The organism is Streptomyces sp. NPDC050145 (genome assembly GCF_044460245.1).
Lineage (GTDB): Bacteria > Actinomycetota > Actinomycetes > Streptomycetales > Streptomycetaceae > Streptomyces.
On record NZ_JBITJS010000004.1, the window covers coordinates 175645 to 192995 of the forward strand.

9 protein-coding genes are annotated in these 17351 nt (G+C 68.6%); 4 read left to right on the plus strand and 5 right to left on the minus strand.

The features are described from left to right. Window positions 1–88: 88 nt before the first annotated feature. Window positions 89–463, plus strand: a complete 375-nt coding sequence (locus tag ACIBTU_RS10125) for a hypothetical protein (protein ID WP_399125525.1) — start codon at window positions 89–91, stop codon at window positions 461–463. Window positions 464–562: 99 nt separating this feature from the next. Here ACIBTU_RS10125 and drmB read toward each other — a convergent pair whose 3' ends face one another. The 5 genes from drmB to ACIBTU_RS10150 form a co-directional block, all read right to left on the minus strand. Next, entirely contained in the window at window positions 563–2422 is a 1860-nt protein-coding gene (gene drmB / locus ACIBTU_RS10130) for a DrmB family protein (RefSeq protein ID WP_399125526.1), read from the minus strand. Continuing rightward, entirely contained in the window at window positions 2419–5709 is a 3291-nt protein-coding gene (locus ACIBTU_RS10135; RefSeq protein WP_399125527.1) for a helicase-related protein, read from the minus strand. Before ACIBTU_RS10135 ends, drmB begins: the two co-directional genes overlap by 4 nt. Continuing rightward, entirely contained in the window at window positions 5706–7616 is a 1911-nt protein-coding gene (locus ACIBTU_RS10140; protein WP_399125528.1) for a UvrD-helicase domain-containing protein, read from the minus strand. Before ACIBTU_RS10140 ends, ACIBTU_RS10135 begins: the two co-directional genes overlap by 4 nt. After that, window positions 7613–12370: a DEAD/DEAH box helicase gene (locus tag ACIBTU_RS10145; protein ID WP_399125530.1), complete on the minus strand. Its 4758-nt coding sequence runs from the start codon at window positions 12368–12370 to the stop codon at window positions 7613–7615. Before ACIBTU_RS10145 ends, ACIBTU_RS10140 begins: the two co-directional genes overlap by 4 nt. Window positions 12371–12500: 130 nt before the next feature. Next, the gene (locus ACIBTU_RS10150) at window positions 12501–12761 is read right to left on the minus strand and encodes a hypothetical protein (protein WP_399125531.1); all 261 of its coding nucleotides are present in this window, start codon (window positions 12759–12761) and stop codon (window positions 12501–12503) included. 541 nt (window positions 12762–13302) lie between these two features. On the opposite strand from ACIBTU_RS10150, the gene ACIBTU_RS10155 reads away from it, so the two are divergent. Genes ACIBTU_RS10155 through ACIBTU_RS10165 form a run of 3 tightly spaced genes read left to right on the plus strand, consistent with a single transcriptional unit; the run spans window position 13303 to window position 17317 of the window. After that, the gene (locus ACIBTU_RS10155; RefSeq protein ID WP_399125532.1) at window positions 13303–15453 is read left to right on the plus strand and encodes a helix-turn-helix transcriptional regulator; all 2151 of its coding nucleotides are present in this window, start codon (window positions 13303–13305) and stop codon (window positions 15451–15453) included. Further along, window positions 15450–16442, plus strand: a complete 993-nt coding sequence (locus ACIBTU_RS10160; protein WP_399125534.1) for a hypothetical protein — start codon at window positions 15450–15452, stop codon at window positions 16440–16442. The genes ACIBTU_RS10155 and ACIBTU_RS10160 overlap by 4 nt, the downstream gene beginning before the upstream one ends. Next, window positions 16439–17317: a DUF6339 family protein gene (locus ACIBTU_RS10165; RefSeq protein WP_399125536.1), complete on the plus strand. Its 879-nt coding sequence runs from the start codon at window positions 16439–16441 to the stop codon at window positions 17315–17317. The genes ACIBTU_RS10160 and ACIBTU_RS10165 overlap by 4 nt, the downstream gene beginning before the upstream one ends. The last annotated feature ends 34 nt before the right edge of the window (window positions 17318–17351 follow it).

The window sequence follows — 17351 nt, forward strand, 5'->3', positions numbered from 1 at the left end:
CGCGAGCTCAACTGGTCGACGATCCGCAGGGGGTGAGCACACCATGAGTGGACCTGGTGTCGCAGGGAGTATCCGATATGAACTGCACGTGCAACGCGACAGCCCGGCGGTGGAGCGGCTGGCTGAGAAGCTGTTCATCGCCCCTCGGTGGCCGGAGGCCAGCGCGATGTGTACCTGCGGTGAACTCCGTACCGGCTGGGTGCCCTATCACTCGGCCGAGACTCAAGCGGTGAGTCACGGCATTCTTCACCTTTCGGAAAGGTTCGACTGGGGGGTCCGCTGCGCCTCCTGTGAAAGGTTCGATGCTGCCTACCTCGACCTTGAACAGCTGGAGGACAGCCTGTGGGTGCTCTCCAAGTGTGAAACGCATCATCGCGTGCCTGAGCGGAGCGGGGCGTCCACGGTCGCAACGGAACAGGTGCTCTCGGGCCGCCCGCCCAAGAAGCGCTGGTGGCAGCTGTGATGCGGATGCTCCTGCCGAAGTGATCAAACGGTCTGCCGGGCGAAGGTTGACCAAGCGGATTCAGAAACGGCCAGTCATGCTCCCCCCCAGATGTCGGGCTCAGACCTGAAGCAGGTCGGTGAAGAAGCCGATTTCCGGGTTCTCCGGGGTGCCTACGAGGAGGGCACGGTCGAGCAGGATGTTGTTGTGCTCGCAACTGGTCTCCGGGAGCATCACGCAGGCGTGGCAAGCGGCCAGGTTGGTGCCGCCGGTGCCGGATGCCTCCGACTCCACACACAGCGGGTCCGACGAGCACCATTCAGCGCGCCGTACCGCTGAGCTCAGCGAGTCGACGAGACGCTCGGGCTCGCCCTGGGCGACCAGGCCACCGAGGCTTCCTTCGGAGTCGCTCGTGGCGGTGTAGATGAGCAGACCGGCCATGTCGGTGCCCGAGTAGAGGCGTTCACGCAGGGACGCGGCGGGGTAGCCGGCGTCCAGGCTCCACTCGTTGACGAGGACGTGGGCCAAGGTGTGGAGGAGGACCATGCGCGGCGTTGCCGGAGACGGAGGGACGCTCGTCGGGTCCGAGGCGCGCTCCTTCATCACCCTCTGATGCGCGTCGCGCATCTGCTGAGCCCGCGCGGCCACGCCGGGGTCGATCTCCCAGGCGCGAAGGCGTTCCTCGTCGAGTCGCAGGAAGACTCCTTCGCCGCGGACCTCCATCGCGGGAAGCCAGTTCGGGCGCACGGAGGCCAGCGGGGCCTCGAGCGTGTCGTTCGTCGAGTCGAGATCGGCGAGCCGGGTGAAGGCCTTGAGAGCGCGCACCTCTCGGAGCTTCTTCACCAACATGGGTCCGGTGATGCCGAGAGGGTTCAGCAGCCTTGTGTCACCCAGCGGGGGCTCGCAGATGAACTGCTCCTTCCGAGAGTTGTCGCGCTCGTGGTTGCCCGTCCTCAGCCGCTCGTACTCCTTGTTGCGCAGGGCCTGGTATCGGCGGTCGAACGTAGGCGTCTCGTCGCCCTCTGGGTCTTCCTCCCGTTCGGCGTCGAGGAGTTCCACCACTTGGTCCGCGGTGATGGAGGCGTCGAGGCGCAGCGCTTTGAGGTAGATCGCGATCTCCGCGGGACCGTTCAGCTCACGTAGGGCCGACCAGTGTTCGGCCAGCGGGTCCGCCCGACCGTCGCTCCACGGCGGGATGGAGAGCGCAGACTTGAGGACTCCTTGCCAGGCCGCTGACGAACCGCGCTGGATGGTGCGTGCGGTCAGCGTGCAGAGGTCGGCGGGCACGGACGTTCCGAGCCAGGGCTTGGTGCCCCTGCACCGCAGGCCCAGGTCCTTGAGCGAGTTCCGGCGGAAGGAACCTTCCATCGACACCTCGGGCGCCTTCCCGCAGGTGCAGGAGACGAGGATGGAGCGCAGGGACGAGCTCCGTCCGGTGGAGCGCAGCTGAAGCGTGCCGCCGCAGCTGCCGGTGGCAGCGCCGGAGCTTCGCTCCATGGTGCGGTGGACCCAGTGCCAGTACGGGAATTCGTCGATGTGCCCCGCCTCGCAGGCGACGACGAAACGGGAGGGGACCAGATCGACCTCGCAGGTGCCGCACACGCTCCGGCCCGGGGGCGGATTGAACTCGGCGTGCCGGCGCAGTTCCTTGCATTCGGGGCACGAGTGCATCAGCGGGAAGCGCCGCACGCGCAGGCCGTCTCTGCTGCTGTCGTCCGAGGCGGGAGGGAGTCGGAAATAGGCGACGTCGAGCAGTCGCGCGAGGCGTTGCTCGTGGATGTGGGGAGACTCGTCGAGGCTCCAGTTGGCGTCGGCGCCGTCGAGGCCGGAGACGATGAACGACTCGTGGTCGACGGCGACGAGAGATCCGACGCCGTACGTGGTGATCGCCTGGGCCCTGCGGATACTGCCGCGGCGCGGAAGGTTGCGGGCGGGCGCGGCAACGCCGGTCCTGCGACGACGAGAGGGGGGCGGGGTCATCGGGTTGCCTCCATGAACAGGACGGACTCGGCGTCGACGTCGCGCAGGCTCCACAGAGTGGGCCAGGCCTCGCGGTCCTCGATCTCGTCGTTGTAAGCCTTCAGGACGGAAGGTGCGCGGGTACCCTTGCGCGGCTCGAAGAGCAGACCTCCGTGAGTGTCGGCTTCGTCGCACCACCAGTCGACGAACTCGTCGAAGTCCTCGGACACGGTCTCGGTCTCTTCCGGAGCCACTGCGGCGACACGAGCGAGGATCAGGTCCTTGATCTCTCCTCGGACCCGATGCTCGTACGCTGCGACGCTCCCCGCCGCGTCGTTGTCCCGTGCGGCCGGGATCAGGATTCGAGCCATGGCCACGACCACGGCGTGCAGTCCGCGCTCGCGGGCGCGTGCGGAGAACGGGGTGACCGAGGTGGACTCGACCTCGCGGTACAGTGCGGAGTGGAAGTGCTGGAAACTCTCGTAGTGCGAACGGTCCCTGGAGCGTGTCGCGTTGAGCATCACGGCCACGAGTCCCGGGTGTGCACGGCCGACCCGGCTGGTGGCCTGGATGTACTCGGCCGTCGTCTGCGGCTGACCCATCACCGCCATCAGGCCGAGCCGGTCCACGTCGACACCGACCGCGATCATGTTGGTCGCCAGGAGGACGTCCACGGTGTCCTCGTCCGGGAGCTTCTTCTCGATGCCCTTCAGACGGGTCGGGATCTCGCTGGCATCGATGCGGCTCGTCAGCTCCGAGTAGTTCGCCACGGTGCGGGGGGAGACGCCCTCGCGGTCGGCGAGCACACCCAGGTAGGCCACGACGTCGTCGTGCACCTGGAGTTCGGCGGCCGACAACAGACGCAGGCTGTTGAAGTACCCGACGAGGCTGAAGTACGCGTCGCGTACTTCGTCGTCCGTCTTCGCCTGGGCCGCACGGTGCAGCAGCGTGGCGTAGGTGCGGATCAGAAGGGTGGCCTGACTGGTGCCGGGGGCCAGCAGGCCCACGTAGCGCCGGCTCGCCTTCTCCTCACGCGGCGTCTCGACGGCGAACCACGAGTCGCGCGAGTCCAGGCCGGCGGGCGGGAACTGGCGGACCCCGCGGTCGAAGAGGCTGTTGCTCTGCTCGGCGGCGCGTCGAATGGTCGCCGTGGAGGCGATCACCTTGGGTCGGCCGGCCCTGGGGTTGTCAGGGTCGGCGGGGAGAGAGGACAGGGCGTCGACGGCTGTCTCGTACAGGCCGGTCAGCGTGCCCAAGGGTCCTGAGATCAGATGGAGTTCGTCCTGAACGATGAGCTCCGGCGGTGGGGTGGCGTCACCGGGCCTGTCGCGGTTGAAAAGGGCTGCGGTGGCCGGGCGCCAGGGCATCGAGGCGAACTTGTCGACGGTCGCGATCACCAGCGTCGGCCGGGCCGCGTACACCGCCTCGTCGACCATGTGGACCGGAAGACCGTCGGCGAACGCGCAGCCCGGTCCGGGGCAGCGGACATACATGCGCTTGGCCTCTTCGTCCACCTCGTAGGCGCGGGCGTCCAGGCGGGTTCCGCACCACGGGCAGGCGTGCAGCTGAACCGGGTTCTCCGTCGCGAGCCGCTTGTCCAGGTCGGACCGGAGCTCGGCCAGCTTCTTGCCGGCCTCGTCGAGCGTGTTGGGCGTGGCCGACCGCCCGACCCACATACCGAGGGAGAACTCCTCGGACCCCAGCGTGGCCGGGTCCGAGCGACGCATGTGCTCCATCGCGCACAGCAGGATCGCTGCCCGCTCGAACTGCTGCAGCGTGAGCAGCCGCAGGGTGTACCGCATGAGCACCGTGACGCCGCCGCCGTCGGCACCGAGGCGAATACGACGCAGGAACGCGGTGAGGGCGATCAGCCCGAGGTACGCCTCGGTCTTGCCGCCTCCGGTGGGGAACCAGAGCAGGTCGGAGATGCCGCGGTCGGGGTGCTCGGGATCGTCGACGCCGGCCAGACACAGCAGAACGAACGCGATCTGGAAGGGGCGCCAGTACCCGGCCGCGGGATCCGGGCTCCCCTTCCTTCCGCCCTTCACCCAGGCACTGCGCGCCCGCTGCTCGGCCATGGCCCGGTTGGCGAGCCGGAACGCCCGCATCAGGTCGGGCTTGCTCGCCAGGAGCTCGATCCCCTGACGGATCCGGTCCAGGGCCTCACGGCAATCACGGATCTGATCCTGGGCGGGCGGCAGGAGCGTCTCGTCGGTCAGGGCGGCCGCCTCGACCTCCTTGCTCTCGATCCACCTCTCGTAGCCGTCGGCCAAGGCACCCAGAGCGGCGAGAACCTCCACTCCAGGACGCTCGGCAAGACCGACCATGGAGAGCGCTGAGGCGTCGATCTCCGGGTTGGAGTCCGTCAGCAGCACCTCCACCGATGGCACGAACTCACTGCGGATCTCCTCGACCGCGGGCGGCACGGAGTCGCTCATGCCGATGGGCTGAGGCGTCCAGTCCCACTCGGCCGCGCATCCGTGTCCCACCGCGAACGTCGGCGCATGCCGGTGCAGCAGCCGGCTCGTGGCGACTTCGGGATCATGGGCTCTGGCCGGCGCCCTGCGTTCGACGAAGGCGCTCGCCGCGTTCGCGGCGCGAACCGTCAGCCCGCATTGGAACAGGGAGAAGGCGTCCTGCAGTTCCCGCTCACCGATGCGATACGTGTTGACGAGGGTGACGGTCACCGTCACGGTGCCGTGCTCGGGGTCCGGGCGCCGGACGTTCGCGCGCAGGGTGACCCCGGTGTCGAGTTGGGTCCGCAGGTTCGGATTCGGCGTGGTGACGTCGACCAGGACGGGCCGCAGAGTCAGTTCCTTGCGGTGCCACTGCTCCTGCTGATCGGACACGGTTCGGGCCTCGGCGCGACGAGCGGGCACCGGTCGCCCCTGGGCGTCCGTCGGTACATAGACGGCGGCACGGGCCCGCACCTCGATCAGGCCCTCGGCCAGGGCATCGGGGGAGACCGCGAAGGTCAGCCCCATCGACGACGGTTTGCGTGATCCCGCGGATCCGAGCTCCTGGGCGGTGGACGACTCCTCAGCGTCTGCCCGCCTGGTCAGCGGAGTCGCGTCGGACCCGTCGTCCTGCGCACTGTCGTCCTCCATCGCCGCCTCGGCAGCAGCGTTCGCCGACTGCGGGTACAGAACCCCGGACAGATACCGGTCGATGGGTGGTTCCTGCGTGAGCACCTCGTCCCGATCGGCGGACGTGCCGTCGGGGCCGAGCAGCTCCCGGCGCAGGCCCACGAGCATCTCCTCGTCCCGGACCCGGTAGTGCTCGGCGTGCCGGCCTGTCGTCTGCGTCATGCGTGCTGCTCCTGCTGCTTGTCCGTCTCGTACCCGTGGTACCTGCCGATGCCGGTGATCCGGGGAGCGACCCACACACCGCGGTCGCCGAGGCCGGCGTTCGCACCGGCGGCGGCGCTGCCGGTCACGGTCTCCAGGGTGTCCACCCGTAGTTCGCGGATCTCGTCGGGCCACCACGGGTCCCAACGACTGGTCACCTTCTGCACCTTGAAGAGGTCCTGGCGGAACCTCTCCGAGGCCTCACCGATCTCGTGCCCCTCGTGCAACAGCGCGTAGGGCGGGCTCTGCCACTCGCCGAGCGGCAGATCGTGACGCCGACGCAGAACCACCTCGTCGCCGGGGCGGACGTTCTCGAGGAGGTAGGCCTGGATCGCGGCGGCCGTGCTCTCGTCGCCGGCCGGCGTGTCCGGGCAGACATCACGGGCGCCGGCCACGATGCCGAACCGGTGCCACCCCTTGAACCCGCGGACATACTGCCTGCCGGTTCCCCGGCCCTCGGCGCGCTTCACCATCGGCAGTCTCGGGCTGTCCATGAAGTACAGGTCCTCGCGGGCGCGGGTCATCGCCACGTACAGCGCTCGGGCCTCGGCCGGCATGTCCAGACCGTCCGCGAACTGCTTGCGCAACTCGGAGACGGTCGGTGGGGTCAGCACGATCACCCGGTCGAACTCCAGGCCCTTGGCACGGTGCGCCGTGGAGACGGTGAGGCGCGCGGTCTCCGGCTCGGCAGCCTCGTCCGGGAAGCGCCGATCGGCGACAGCACGGCGTAGCCGGTCGAGGTCGATCACACCGGGCCCAGGGCCGCGGGCGACCCGTCGCAGAACGGTCCACAGGATGTCCGGGTTCGGCTCGTACGGCAGCGGGATCGACGCGAGGAGCGAGCGGAACCTCTCTTCCGGGAGACCGGACGCCTCGGTCCTGCGCAGCAGCTCGGCCACCCAGTACGGCACGGGCCGCTCCTCCAGGGGGCGCCTCAGGCTGTGCGCGACGCCGTTCGCGTGCAGCAGGCCCGATACGACGAGTGCCTGGCGGTTGTCACGGGTGAGCACTGCGGTGGTACCGGCGGACGAACGAAGGCTGTCGAGGGAGAACGGATCGGTGAGGCCGGCCATTCTGTTCACCGGTGTGGTGAGAAGTTCGCGCAGCTCCTCGTACAGGTCCACGGCCTCGTCGTGGTCCGCGATCTCCTGGAGCCGGGGGCCGTGGGCGAGCGCGACACGGGCCTCCGGGGTGATCGCCCGGAAATTCTCGCTCAGGCGCAGTTCCACGAGGTCGTCCGCGAACGAGACACGCAACCACGTGAGGAAGAGCCCGGTCTCACCCGCACGCTCGGCCGGGTCCTCGATCTGGAAGCCGTAGACGAACTGTGCCGCGTCACCGACCACGGTGAAGCCGCAGCTCTCCTGGTAGACGTCGAGCAGGGTCTGCACCAACTCCCGGCGCTCGCCGACGAGGTCCTGCACCTCGTCGACCACGACGTGGGCGGGGGGCGTGGCGTCTCCCGCCTTCAGCGCTCCAGCGGCGATCGCGTCCCCCGCCGCCCTGATCCGCTCGTCGAAGCTCGCGGAGCTCCAGTCCTGGTCCGGGTACGCCTGCGTGACGATGCCGTACGCCCAGGCGTCGAATGTCTGCGCCCGCACGCGCCGGGCCCGCTCACCGTGCCGGGTGATCCGCTCGCGGAGTTCACGCGCGGCCGCCCGGGAGAAGGTCAGCACGAGGATCTCGGACGCCTCCAGGGACTGCTCCGGATCCTCGTGGCCGCACAGTTCGTCGAGCCGTCGGACGAGGGTGTGCGTCTTGCCGGCCCCGGCTCCGGCGGTGACCAGGACGCGTGCGTCCCACGGTTGCTCGACCACGGCCCGCTGCTCGGCCGTGAGCGGCGGGCTGTCGAGGTAGGCGTCGGTCACTGACGGCTCCAGAGGTGTTCGAACTCGGTGAAGGCGAGGTCGGTGTCGAAGTTCGTGATGTTGTCGCTCACATTGAGGATCAGGCAGGTGTCCTTGCCGCCGTTTTTGGGCCCGCGCAGGCCACGCCCGATCATCTGCTGGTAGACGTTCGTGCTGTAGACGGGCCTGGCCACGACCACGACGCGGGTGGCCGGGGCGTCGAAGCCCTGGGTGAGGACGCCGTAGTTGGTGAGCACGCGGATGCGACCGTCCCGGAAGTTCTCGATGCGGGTGCGGCGGTCCTGGGTGCTGGTGGTCGAGTCCACAGCGGCGGAGCGGATACCGCGGTCGTTCAGCATGGCAGCCAGGTACTTGGCGTGGTCGACGGATGTGGCGAAAAGCAGAGTCGGCCAGTCACCGGGCAGCGCGGCCACCGCGTCGACGATGCGCCGGCTGCGCGCGTGGTCGTCCGCGAGCCTCTGTTCGGCGGACCGGGAGAGCATCGCCATGGTGTCGGCGTGGCTCTTCTCGTCGCGCGTCAGCTCGATCCGGCCGCCCTCCAGAGTGCGGTGTTCCACCTGAGCGAGCATCTCCCATTTCTGGAGATCCCGATACGGATCGCCGGAGGGGAAGACGCCCTCGTCGAGCCGGCGGTTTCCGAAGCGGTTGACCAGGCGACGCGTCTCCTCCTCGTTGTTGTTGCGGAACGGCGTCGCGGTCAGACCCAGGAGATGGCGCTCGGTCTCGTACTGGGTGAGCCCGAGCCGGCCGAGGATCTCCGTGTAGCGCTTGGACACGGCGGTATGCGCCTCGTCCACGATCACCAGGGCCGCCTGCCGCAGCCACTCGTACTGGTCCGTGCCGAGGCAGCGTTCCAGCTTGGCGTCCGTGGCGACCACGAGATGCGGGTGGTCGACCACGTCGCCCACCTCGTTGCCGCCCCACAGTCGACTGATGACGAGAGGACGCTCCGCCCCGACCTTGCTCCAGACGAACTTCCAGCTCTGGACGGCCTGTTCGCAGAGCTCTTCGGTCTGCGCGATCCACAGCAGCGGACCTGTGAGCTCCCTGACGCGCTTGACCCAACGGATCACGGCCTCGGCCGTCACACGCGTCTTGCCCGCGCCCGTGGGCAGCGACAGCATGCCACGCTGCGGTGCGAGGCGGTCGAGCATGGTCGTGACGTTGCGGACCAGGTCCTCCTGGTAGTCGTGGAGGCTCGGGAAGTCCCGGGGGCCGTCGATCGTCTCGAAGGGAGGAGGCGAAGGCGTGCGCGATCCCGCGAACGACACCGGCAGCCTGAGATCGGAGACGAACGCGATCGCGTTGGACGACCCGGTGTAGCTGCCAGGGGCATTGGGGAACCGCGCCTGGACGTCGCGTGCGTGCTGCTGGAGCACGCCGTCACCGTGCGCGTTGAACGCCATCTGCGCGATGCGGCGCGGGGTCGGCTCGGCGCCGTCCCCCTCCTGCATCTCAGCCTCGACGAGCCCTTCGGGCAGGCCTGTGCGCAGGGCGTCCGCACCGATCAGCAGCTCGATCTTGGTGACCACGTCCTGTGCCTCGCGCACAGCCTTCACGGCGGCCTGCGTCGCACTGTCCCGGGCCATGCGCTCTTCGAGCTCCAGCACGGCACGGCAGCCTTCGGCGCGGAGACCGAGTCCGAGCTCGGTGTCGATCAGGGCCAGCATGGGTGCGCGCTCCAGCGGCACCCGTACCTTTACGACGTCGCCCTGACGGACGGCCTTGAGCGGGGCCGAGCGCGTTCCGTTCGGCGTGCGGATCACTTCCTCCAGCTCACTGCAGCGCTGGACGGAACTGGAGCGGTTCGTACTGTTCAGACGCTGGCGCAGCCCCGGGTAGAGGTCGACGAGGAGCATCGGATCGCCGTCGGGGACCTCGCGCGTCTCTCTGCTGATCACATCGGCGTAGCGGAGCATGCCCCACCGTTCGACCATGAGCTCGGCGTCGGCAGCGGACGGGACCAGGAGCGCGGGAAGCTGCTCGGCGCGCAGCGCGCGGTACTCGGCCGTGTCGACGGCCAGCGTGATCTCGTCGTCGGGGCGGGTGCCCCACGTGTCGCCGATGCGGCACCGGGTCAGGGAGTCCTCGGGGAAGTCGGCCTCGAACCGGGTGAGCATCACGTACGTGGCCCCCACGAAGGCGTCGTCCTCGCTGCGGGCGACCGCGTCGAGCAGTGATTGCCAGAGCTGGGGCGGCACTTCGTCGACCGTGACGGGCATATGGAGCTTGCGCGCCTTCTCCGGCGACATGTCCGCAACGGGCAACACGTCGCGGTACGAAGCGAGTTGCGGTCCCACGGCCTCCTTGAGCGGCCTGAGGCCCTGAGTGGTCGCGACAATTCCGTACTTTCGCAGCATCCACCGGATGGGAGAGGGAACCGTCTGCCGGGTGTTCGCCTGCGCACCGAACTGGCGGGTCCAGTTGTCCACCACGGACTCGTCGGGGAGAGCCTTGAGGAAGTTGGCCCGGGACTCCTCGGACATGGCGCGGAAGAGGTGCAGAGGTCCGCCGATCGGCGCGCCCTCCAGCTTGAGCCGGGTGATCGCAGGTCGAGGAGCGCGGCTGTCCAGCCCCTGCAGATGCGAGGCGTGGACAGCTTCGCGGTACTCCTGGAACCACTTCTCGTCCATGCCGGGGCGGACGCCGCTCGACGGGTTCGGACGCAGCCCGACCTGGGCGAAGAACGGAAGGTCGTCCGAGTGGAACACGACGTCGACCGCGATCTCGGGATCACGGCTCACGTCGACGACGGGGCCGGGCAGCATGCAGTCCGCGATCGGCCGGAAGCGGCCGTCGCCGGTCCGGACCCGCAGCGTGTCGCGAGGTTCGGGCACCCGCTCCAGCACCTTGTAGGTCTGCTGCCTGATGCCCGCCTGGCGGAACAGTTCCCAGAAGCGCTGCCATTCGGCTTCGCCGTAATGGTCGAAGCCCTGGTCGAGGACGCTGGTGAACCGACCTTCGACGTCGGCCTCCCGGACCCCCAGGACATTGAGAGCGTGGCCCAGTTCCGGGTCCCGGGCGAGCTCGTCCACCACGTACACGAGCGACTCGCGCAGTCCGCCCTGCTCGGTGCGGCGGAAGACCTTGCCGTGCGTGGGTGCGACGAAGCCGTGCTCCTCGGTGAGGATGACGCGTGCGGTGCGCGCTTCGCGGGCTTCGGGGCGGTTCGACTCCACCAGGGCGGCGAGGATTCTGATCGCCGCCGCAGAGGACTCGGCGGTGCCGCACTGCACCAGGGCCTCCAACCACTCGCGCACGCCCGCGCGTTCCTGGCGCCGCTCGCCGAGGATGTGCTCGACCTTTCCGGAGCGCAGCCCGTCGGCGTCGGCGCTCGGGTGCAGCCAATGCGACGGACGACCGGGGCACTCGTGCCAGAGACGCAGCCAATCGGCCTTGTCCTTCGCGTCCTTGAACCGGGGCGGGGCCTGCAGTTCCACAGGGCTGCGCAGAGTCCCGTCCTGGTCCGGAAGGGAAGGACTGTTCGCGGCATGGTGCCAGATCTCGCGCGTGAGGAACTCGTCGGCCCAGCTGATCGACTCCTTGACGCGGCCGGGCAGCAGGGGCAGATACGCGGCGGGGTCCTCCTTCGGTGCGAGCGAAGGCAGGGAGTCGACGACGAGTCGTGCAGCCACCCGGATCATCTCCTGGTTGAACGGAGACGAGTCCAACAGGTTCTGGCGGTCCTCGTTCGTCTTCCAGGCACCGTTGAGAACGCCGCTCAACGTCATCTCGTACTTGGTCGGGAAGAAGGACCAGAACCGGCCGCGGCCACGGGCGTTGGCCGTGTAGAGGCCGGTCGACGGGTCCTCGGTGAGCGCCGGCACGGCCCAGGAGAGGTCCAGCGCGACGCGATCGTGGAGCTCACCGGCGTCCGCACGCGCCGCCGACCCGGGCTCGTGCGTAGTGGTGAACACACGCCAGGAGGTCTTGGCTACGGCCTTTCCGGTGCGCTCCTCATCGATGGTGTGCAGGTTGCCCACGCGGTGCGAGGCCAGGACCCGACGCAACACCGGACGCGGCCTTCGGTCCTCCAGAACCACCCGACCGACGTGCGGGGAGAACAACTGGAAGCCGACGGGGAATTCATCACGGATCTCGCCATGGTTCTTGGCCCGTCCCCCGTGCATGTCCCGGCCCAACCGGTCGTCCGCGCCGGCGAGCAGCGGGAGGCGAACCACGGTGGTCGCCCAGGTCAGCAGCTCGTTCAGCACGGGGTCGGATTCTCGATGGGCCCGCACGTCGAGCGGGCGGGCCATGCGAAGCACCGGGGCGTCGAAATTCTCTCCGTACCGATCGGTGACGCCCGGCACGGCGCTGATCTTCTCGTAGGACCAGGACCGGTCGAATCCGAAGCTTCCTGAGGTGCTGAAGAATTCAGGCGTGTCGGTCACGACCAGAACGGACTTCACTCCCACGCCGAAACGGCCGATCTGGCCGCCTCGTTTCCTGGACATGCTCATTCGGAGAATTGTCTCGGCGCCTTCGGGGGTGACGGCTTCCCCTTCATTGGCGCAGTAAAGATGTGTTTCTGTGAGAACGACCTGAATCTTTCCGCCAGGTGCGGCGGAGATTTCATCAGCGGCGTTCTGGACGAGTTCGAAGAGCTGCCTGTCCCCGTATCCACCCTGAGTGATTCGACGCTCGCCGTTCGCGTGCTCGGCCACGAGGCCGGGGTCTACGGAATAGGTCTGAAGGACGCGTGAGGACTGCTCGAGGACGGTCTGGACGACCCGCTGGTCTGAAGGCTGCACGGCTGCTGCGCTCCTGATGCGTCAAATGCGTTGAAGGCTGGGATGGAGGTGGGCCGGCCGGCGAAACGTGTGCGGCCGGCCCACCGGAGCGGGGGAGGACTCGACTGACGCGCCCTCCAGGGGAACGGCGTCAGATGTCCCTGGAGGGCGCGTCAGGCCAGTCCTCCGAACCGCCCTCGTCCCCCCGGTCAGGGGGCTGCAGGTCCTCGGGGAGGCTCTGGATCGACTGTGCCAGGCCGGGGTGGTGGTGCGGAAGGGAAGCCTCGGAAAGCTCGTGGAGGTCGAGGACCTTCTTCACCTCTGCCTTGGTGCCCTCCGTCAGGATGTCCAGCTCGATGCAGCTGAGCTCCCGGTAGGAGGAGATGAAATTGTCGTCACTGGGATCGTTCATGGAACGTTTCGCCTCTTTCTTCTGGGCGACGGTGAGGTGATTTCAGGCATGAGTCGTCCACGGACGGACTTCTCGGTGACTGTGCCCGAGGGGCGACCGGGCGCCAGGCCGACCAGGGGTGGCGGTCGCCTGCCGGTGGAGCCTGCCGATTCGGGGAAATGATTCTGCGGACGTCTGGTCTTTCGGTGTGTGGTTACACCTCTCCCTATGCCGCCCGTCGCCTCTTGTCAGAGGTTTGGTCGAGCGAGATGCACTGCATCGTGAACGACGGTAGCGGGGCGATGGGGACCTACGCAACTGTCAATTCGCTTGCAGGTTCCGTGAGTTGAGGCGGGTGGCGCGGAATCGATGCTTCCGGACTTTCGAGCAGATGGATCTGGCGATAAGGGGCATATCTGGATAAGAAGGGTGACCTCTCAAGGGGGATTGCAAGAAAGGGCCGGTCAAACAACGGTTGACGCTGGTCGCTGTGTCAAATTACGCTACGGGATCATCCGGTCACTGTGGTCTGGCCGGGGTCTCGAGCGAGGAGCGGCGGAGCGTGGAGACAGGCGAGGAGTTCGGGCCCTGGTTGGCTCGTCAGCTCAGGATCGCGGGGAAGTCGCAGGCGGAGCTGGCGGATGAGCTGAAGCTGACACGAGCTGCGGTCTCCGCCTGGATCACCGGCAGATCGACCCCGCGTCCGACGGTGATGACGGACATCGCCAGGGCGCTCGGCACGGACATCGGTACGGTGCACACCCGCACCACCGACACGCAGTCCGGCCTGCCCGTCACCTGGTACCACCGGCCCGGATACCCGGACGGCGGCCGGGACTTGGGCAACGCGGCCGCGTTCGCCTTCGATGCCGACGTGCAGGTTCTCGCTCGCGAGACCTGTCAGAACAGCCTCGACGAGCGCCTGCGTGAGAACGGTCGGCCGGTTCGCGTCCGTTACACCCTGCACGAACTGACCGGTGACGCGCTGGACGACTTCCGTGACGCCATCCTCTGGAACGACCTGTTCCCGCACTACTCGGCCGTCTCCGACGCGTCGGGGAACCAGAAGGTCGGCCGGGTCGTGGACGCGGGTGTGCGGGACATGTACGAGCAGGGGCGGCTGGTCCTGCTGCGGATCGACGACTACAACGCATCCGGCCTCACCGGTGACGACTACGGCGACGGCAAGTTCGCCGCCGTGGTGCGGCGACAGTTGGAGAGCCTCAAGTCCGGCCCGGGGGCTGGTGGTTCGTACGGTCTGGGCAAGGCGACGCTCTGGGCCACCAGCGCGCTCGGCCTCGTGCTCATCAACTCCACCCTGTCCGTCGCTCACGAGGGACGTACCGAGCGTCGGGTGATCGGCCGCCTGGAGCTGCCCTGGCGTGAGGTCGACGGCGCGCCTTATGCCGGACCTGCCTGGCTGGGGCGTCCCGACCCGGACACCCCGGGCGCGTCCGTGGCTCGATCCTGGTGGGCCGACGAGGCCGAGGTGGAGCGTCTGCACCTGACGCGTGAGAGCGACGAGCCCGGTACGTCGTTCCTTGTCGTCGGCGCACATGACGTCGCCAGTCTCGACGCGTCGACCTCCGGCACCGACGACGACGTGGACGAAGCCGACGAGGGTGCGGACCCGCGCAACATCGAGCGCATGCACGTCCGCCTGGTGGAGGCTCTCGGCCGGGACTTCTGGGCGGCGATGACCGGTGGTGGGGGAAGGCTTCCCCTGCTCGAAGTCTTCGTACGGACCATGCGGAACGGCGAGGTCGTCGTGCCCGAGGAGCAGATCGACCCCTCCGCCGAGCAGCCCGCACGCACCCGCGCGTTGAAGGCGCACTACGACGGCGCCACCGTGGAGAAGCTCACCGAGGCGGGGCAGGTCGCGATGCGGCAGATCCCGCTCAAGCTGCCGCTGTCCGGCGGAGCCCGGGGATCGCTCGGCACCCACCAAGGCGTCCTCCTGCTCACCGACGCGGAGGAGAAGGACCACGGCGGCAAGAACCAGGTCCACTCCCTGCGCGGGAACCGGATGACCGTCAAGCGGTCCGGGGTGCCGGGGCTGCCGCTCGGGGTCAACCCCTTCCAAGCAGTGCTTCTGCTCGGAGACGCCGCAGGTGAGAAGGCCGGCTTCACGCGCGAGGCCGAGGACTTCCTGCGCGCCGCGGAGCCGCCCGAGCACGACGGCTGGGGACAGACCGACGAGCTGACCCTCAGGTGGTCACCGGCTGCGTACAGACGGATCAACACGCTCACCGCCGAGGTCAATCGGGCCGTCAAAGATCTCGTCGCACGACCCAAGCGTGGTAGCGCGGAGGGAGGTGAGGCGCTGCGGAAGGCGCTGACCGTGAAGGCGAAGCCCAAGGCCAAGGCGCCGAGCGGACCTGTCGTGCCCGTACTGGAAGCGTTGGAGGCGGAGATCGGCGACGGGGGTGACTGGAGGGTCACGGCCCACGTGACCATTCCTCGCGGCGACGAGATCACGCCCATGGCCCCGATCGCTCAGCTCGACGTACGGTCCGGCGGCCGCCCCAACCTGCGGTGGGCCGAGCTGGAGGGGGTCGAGGGCTGCGAGGTGGTCGACGGCACCCTGCGCTTCGCCCCCGGGGCCCGCCGAGCCACGTTCCGCGGTGCCACCGATGTCACCAGCCACCCGGTCCGGACCGCGCTCAGCCGACTGGTCGTCGAACTCCGCACCGGAAAGGGGGAGGGCGCGTGAAGGTCTACCCGTACAAGCGACTCAACCGGCCGATCACCCTGCGGGTGACGGCGGTATCGCTCAAGCTCACGGACGGTACGCGGGACCCGCTGGAGACCAGCGCCTTCTCCACCGCGCAACGGGCGGTCGCGCTCGGTACGGCCGGTCACGACAGCTGGGTGAGCGCCGGCCTCCGGGTCTCCGCGACAATGCCGCCGGGGGCCGACGAGGAAGACGCCCCCTGGTCCGGCCTTCGCGTCCTCGCCGTGCTCACCGACGGCGAGACCAACGTGCGTACCTGTGCCGAGCTGACGCGTGACACGGAGGACGGTCGGGACTGGTCCGGCACGGTGGACCTGCTCCGGGACGACCACGCGGGGAGGGCAACCCTGTCGGCCTTCGCCGTGGGTACCGTCGACGCTGTGCCGGGCCGTGTGATCGCCGAGACCAGCGAGAACTGGACCGTCGACACGCTGTCCGACGACCCGGTCAGCGAGCTTCGACTCAGCGTGCAGAAAGCGCCGTTCAGGACGAGTGCGCGGGAGTGGCTGCGCGCCTACGCCGACGCGCCGTGGATCGTCGACACCTCGGCGCGCCTTCCCACGGTCTTCGTGAACACGGACGTCGACGGATTCCTGGGTCTGCTGGACAGCGTCGGGTCCGGTGTCGAGAGCAAGGTAGGCGACCTGCTGATCTCGCAGATGGCCACCGATGTCTGGAGCGCCGTCTTCCACAGTGCCCTCGGAGACCTTGAACTCGACGGGGGGGACCCGGTGTTCCCCACCGACTGGAAGGGCGAGGTGCTGCGGGAGATGCTTCCCGACGTGGTCCCCGGCCTGCACGTCGAGGACGCTCTGCGTCAGGTCCACCGCCGTCGCACCGGCGACTCGGGCTGGGCCGAACTCCAGACCCGTATCCACTACGCAGCAGTGCGCCGATCCGACACCACGAAGGCACTGAGCCACGCCATCCGGCGGCTGGAACAGATGAACCGAGAGAGCGCGACGTGATCAACAAGCCGAACCACGTGCCCGATCGTCTCGGGCTGCTCGACACCTCCGCCGCCGACCCGTTCCTCACCGAGGGGCTGCTGAGGGGCGAGGAGGTGCATGGCGGGATCGACGTCGCCAAGGTGGTGGAAGCACTCGCCGAGGACGATGCCAGGTGGGCCGTGGAGCCCGTCCGCGGTCTGTTCGAAGATGCCATGCACGAATTCGCCGCCGATCGTGCCCGTGCGGACGCGTGGCTCGCCCCGCGACTCCACGCCACCCTGAGGCTGACGCGCCGCGAAGCCGCCGACAGGCGTCTGTGGAACCACCTGGCAGTGGCAGTGGCTCCCGAGTACGTGGTGTGGCGGCATCTGCCGGGGGCGACCGCGAAGAGGAGGGATCGGCGAGTCGCGGCCGAGCGCTTCCTCGGCGCACCGGACCGGCAGTGCTTCTCACGCCTGTGGTGGGCGGCGGAACTTTTCAGGAACGGGCCCGACTACGCGCCCGTCGAGACGGCCTGCGGCAATCAGGACCTCATCCACAGCGTTCTGCGGAAAGAGCTGATCGACCATCGCCCGACAGCCCAGGCGCTGGTCCGGCTCCTGAAGAGCGGGACCGTCACCACGGGGCGGGAGATCGACGGCCTGAGCGTCGCGATCAACGCGGCCGGGGCGACGATCGTCTACGACGCCTTCGCCCCGGACGAGCCCCGCGATCCCGAGCGTCTGCGCCGTTGGATCGCCGAAGCCGAATCGGCGCCGCCGGTCGGCCGCTACACGCTTCCGGAGGGACCGGACGAGGATCCCGCGCCCGAGGAGTCCGTGGCTGTCCTCACCAAGTACTTCGAGGAGCTGTTCGAGACCGCGCCGGTCAGGGGCAGGCAGAACGCCGGCTGAGCGTGCTGCCGCACGCTCACAAGGCAGTACCGCA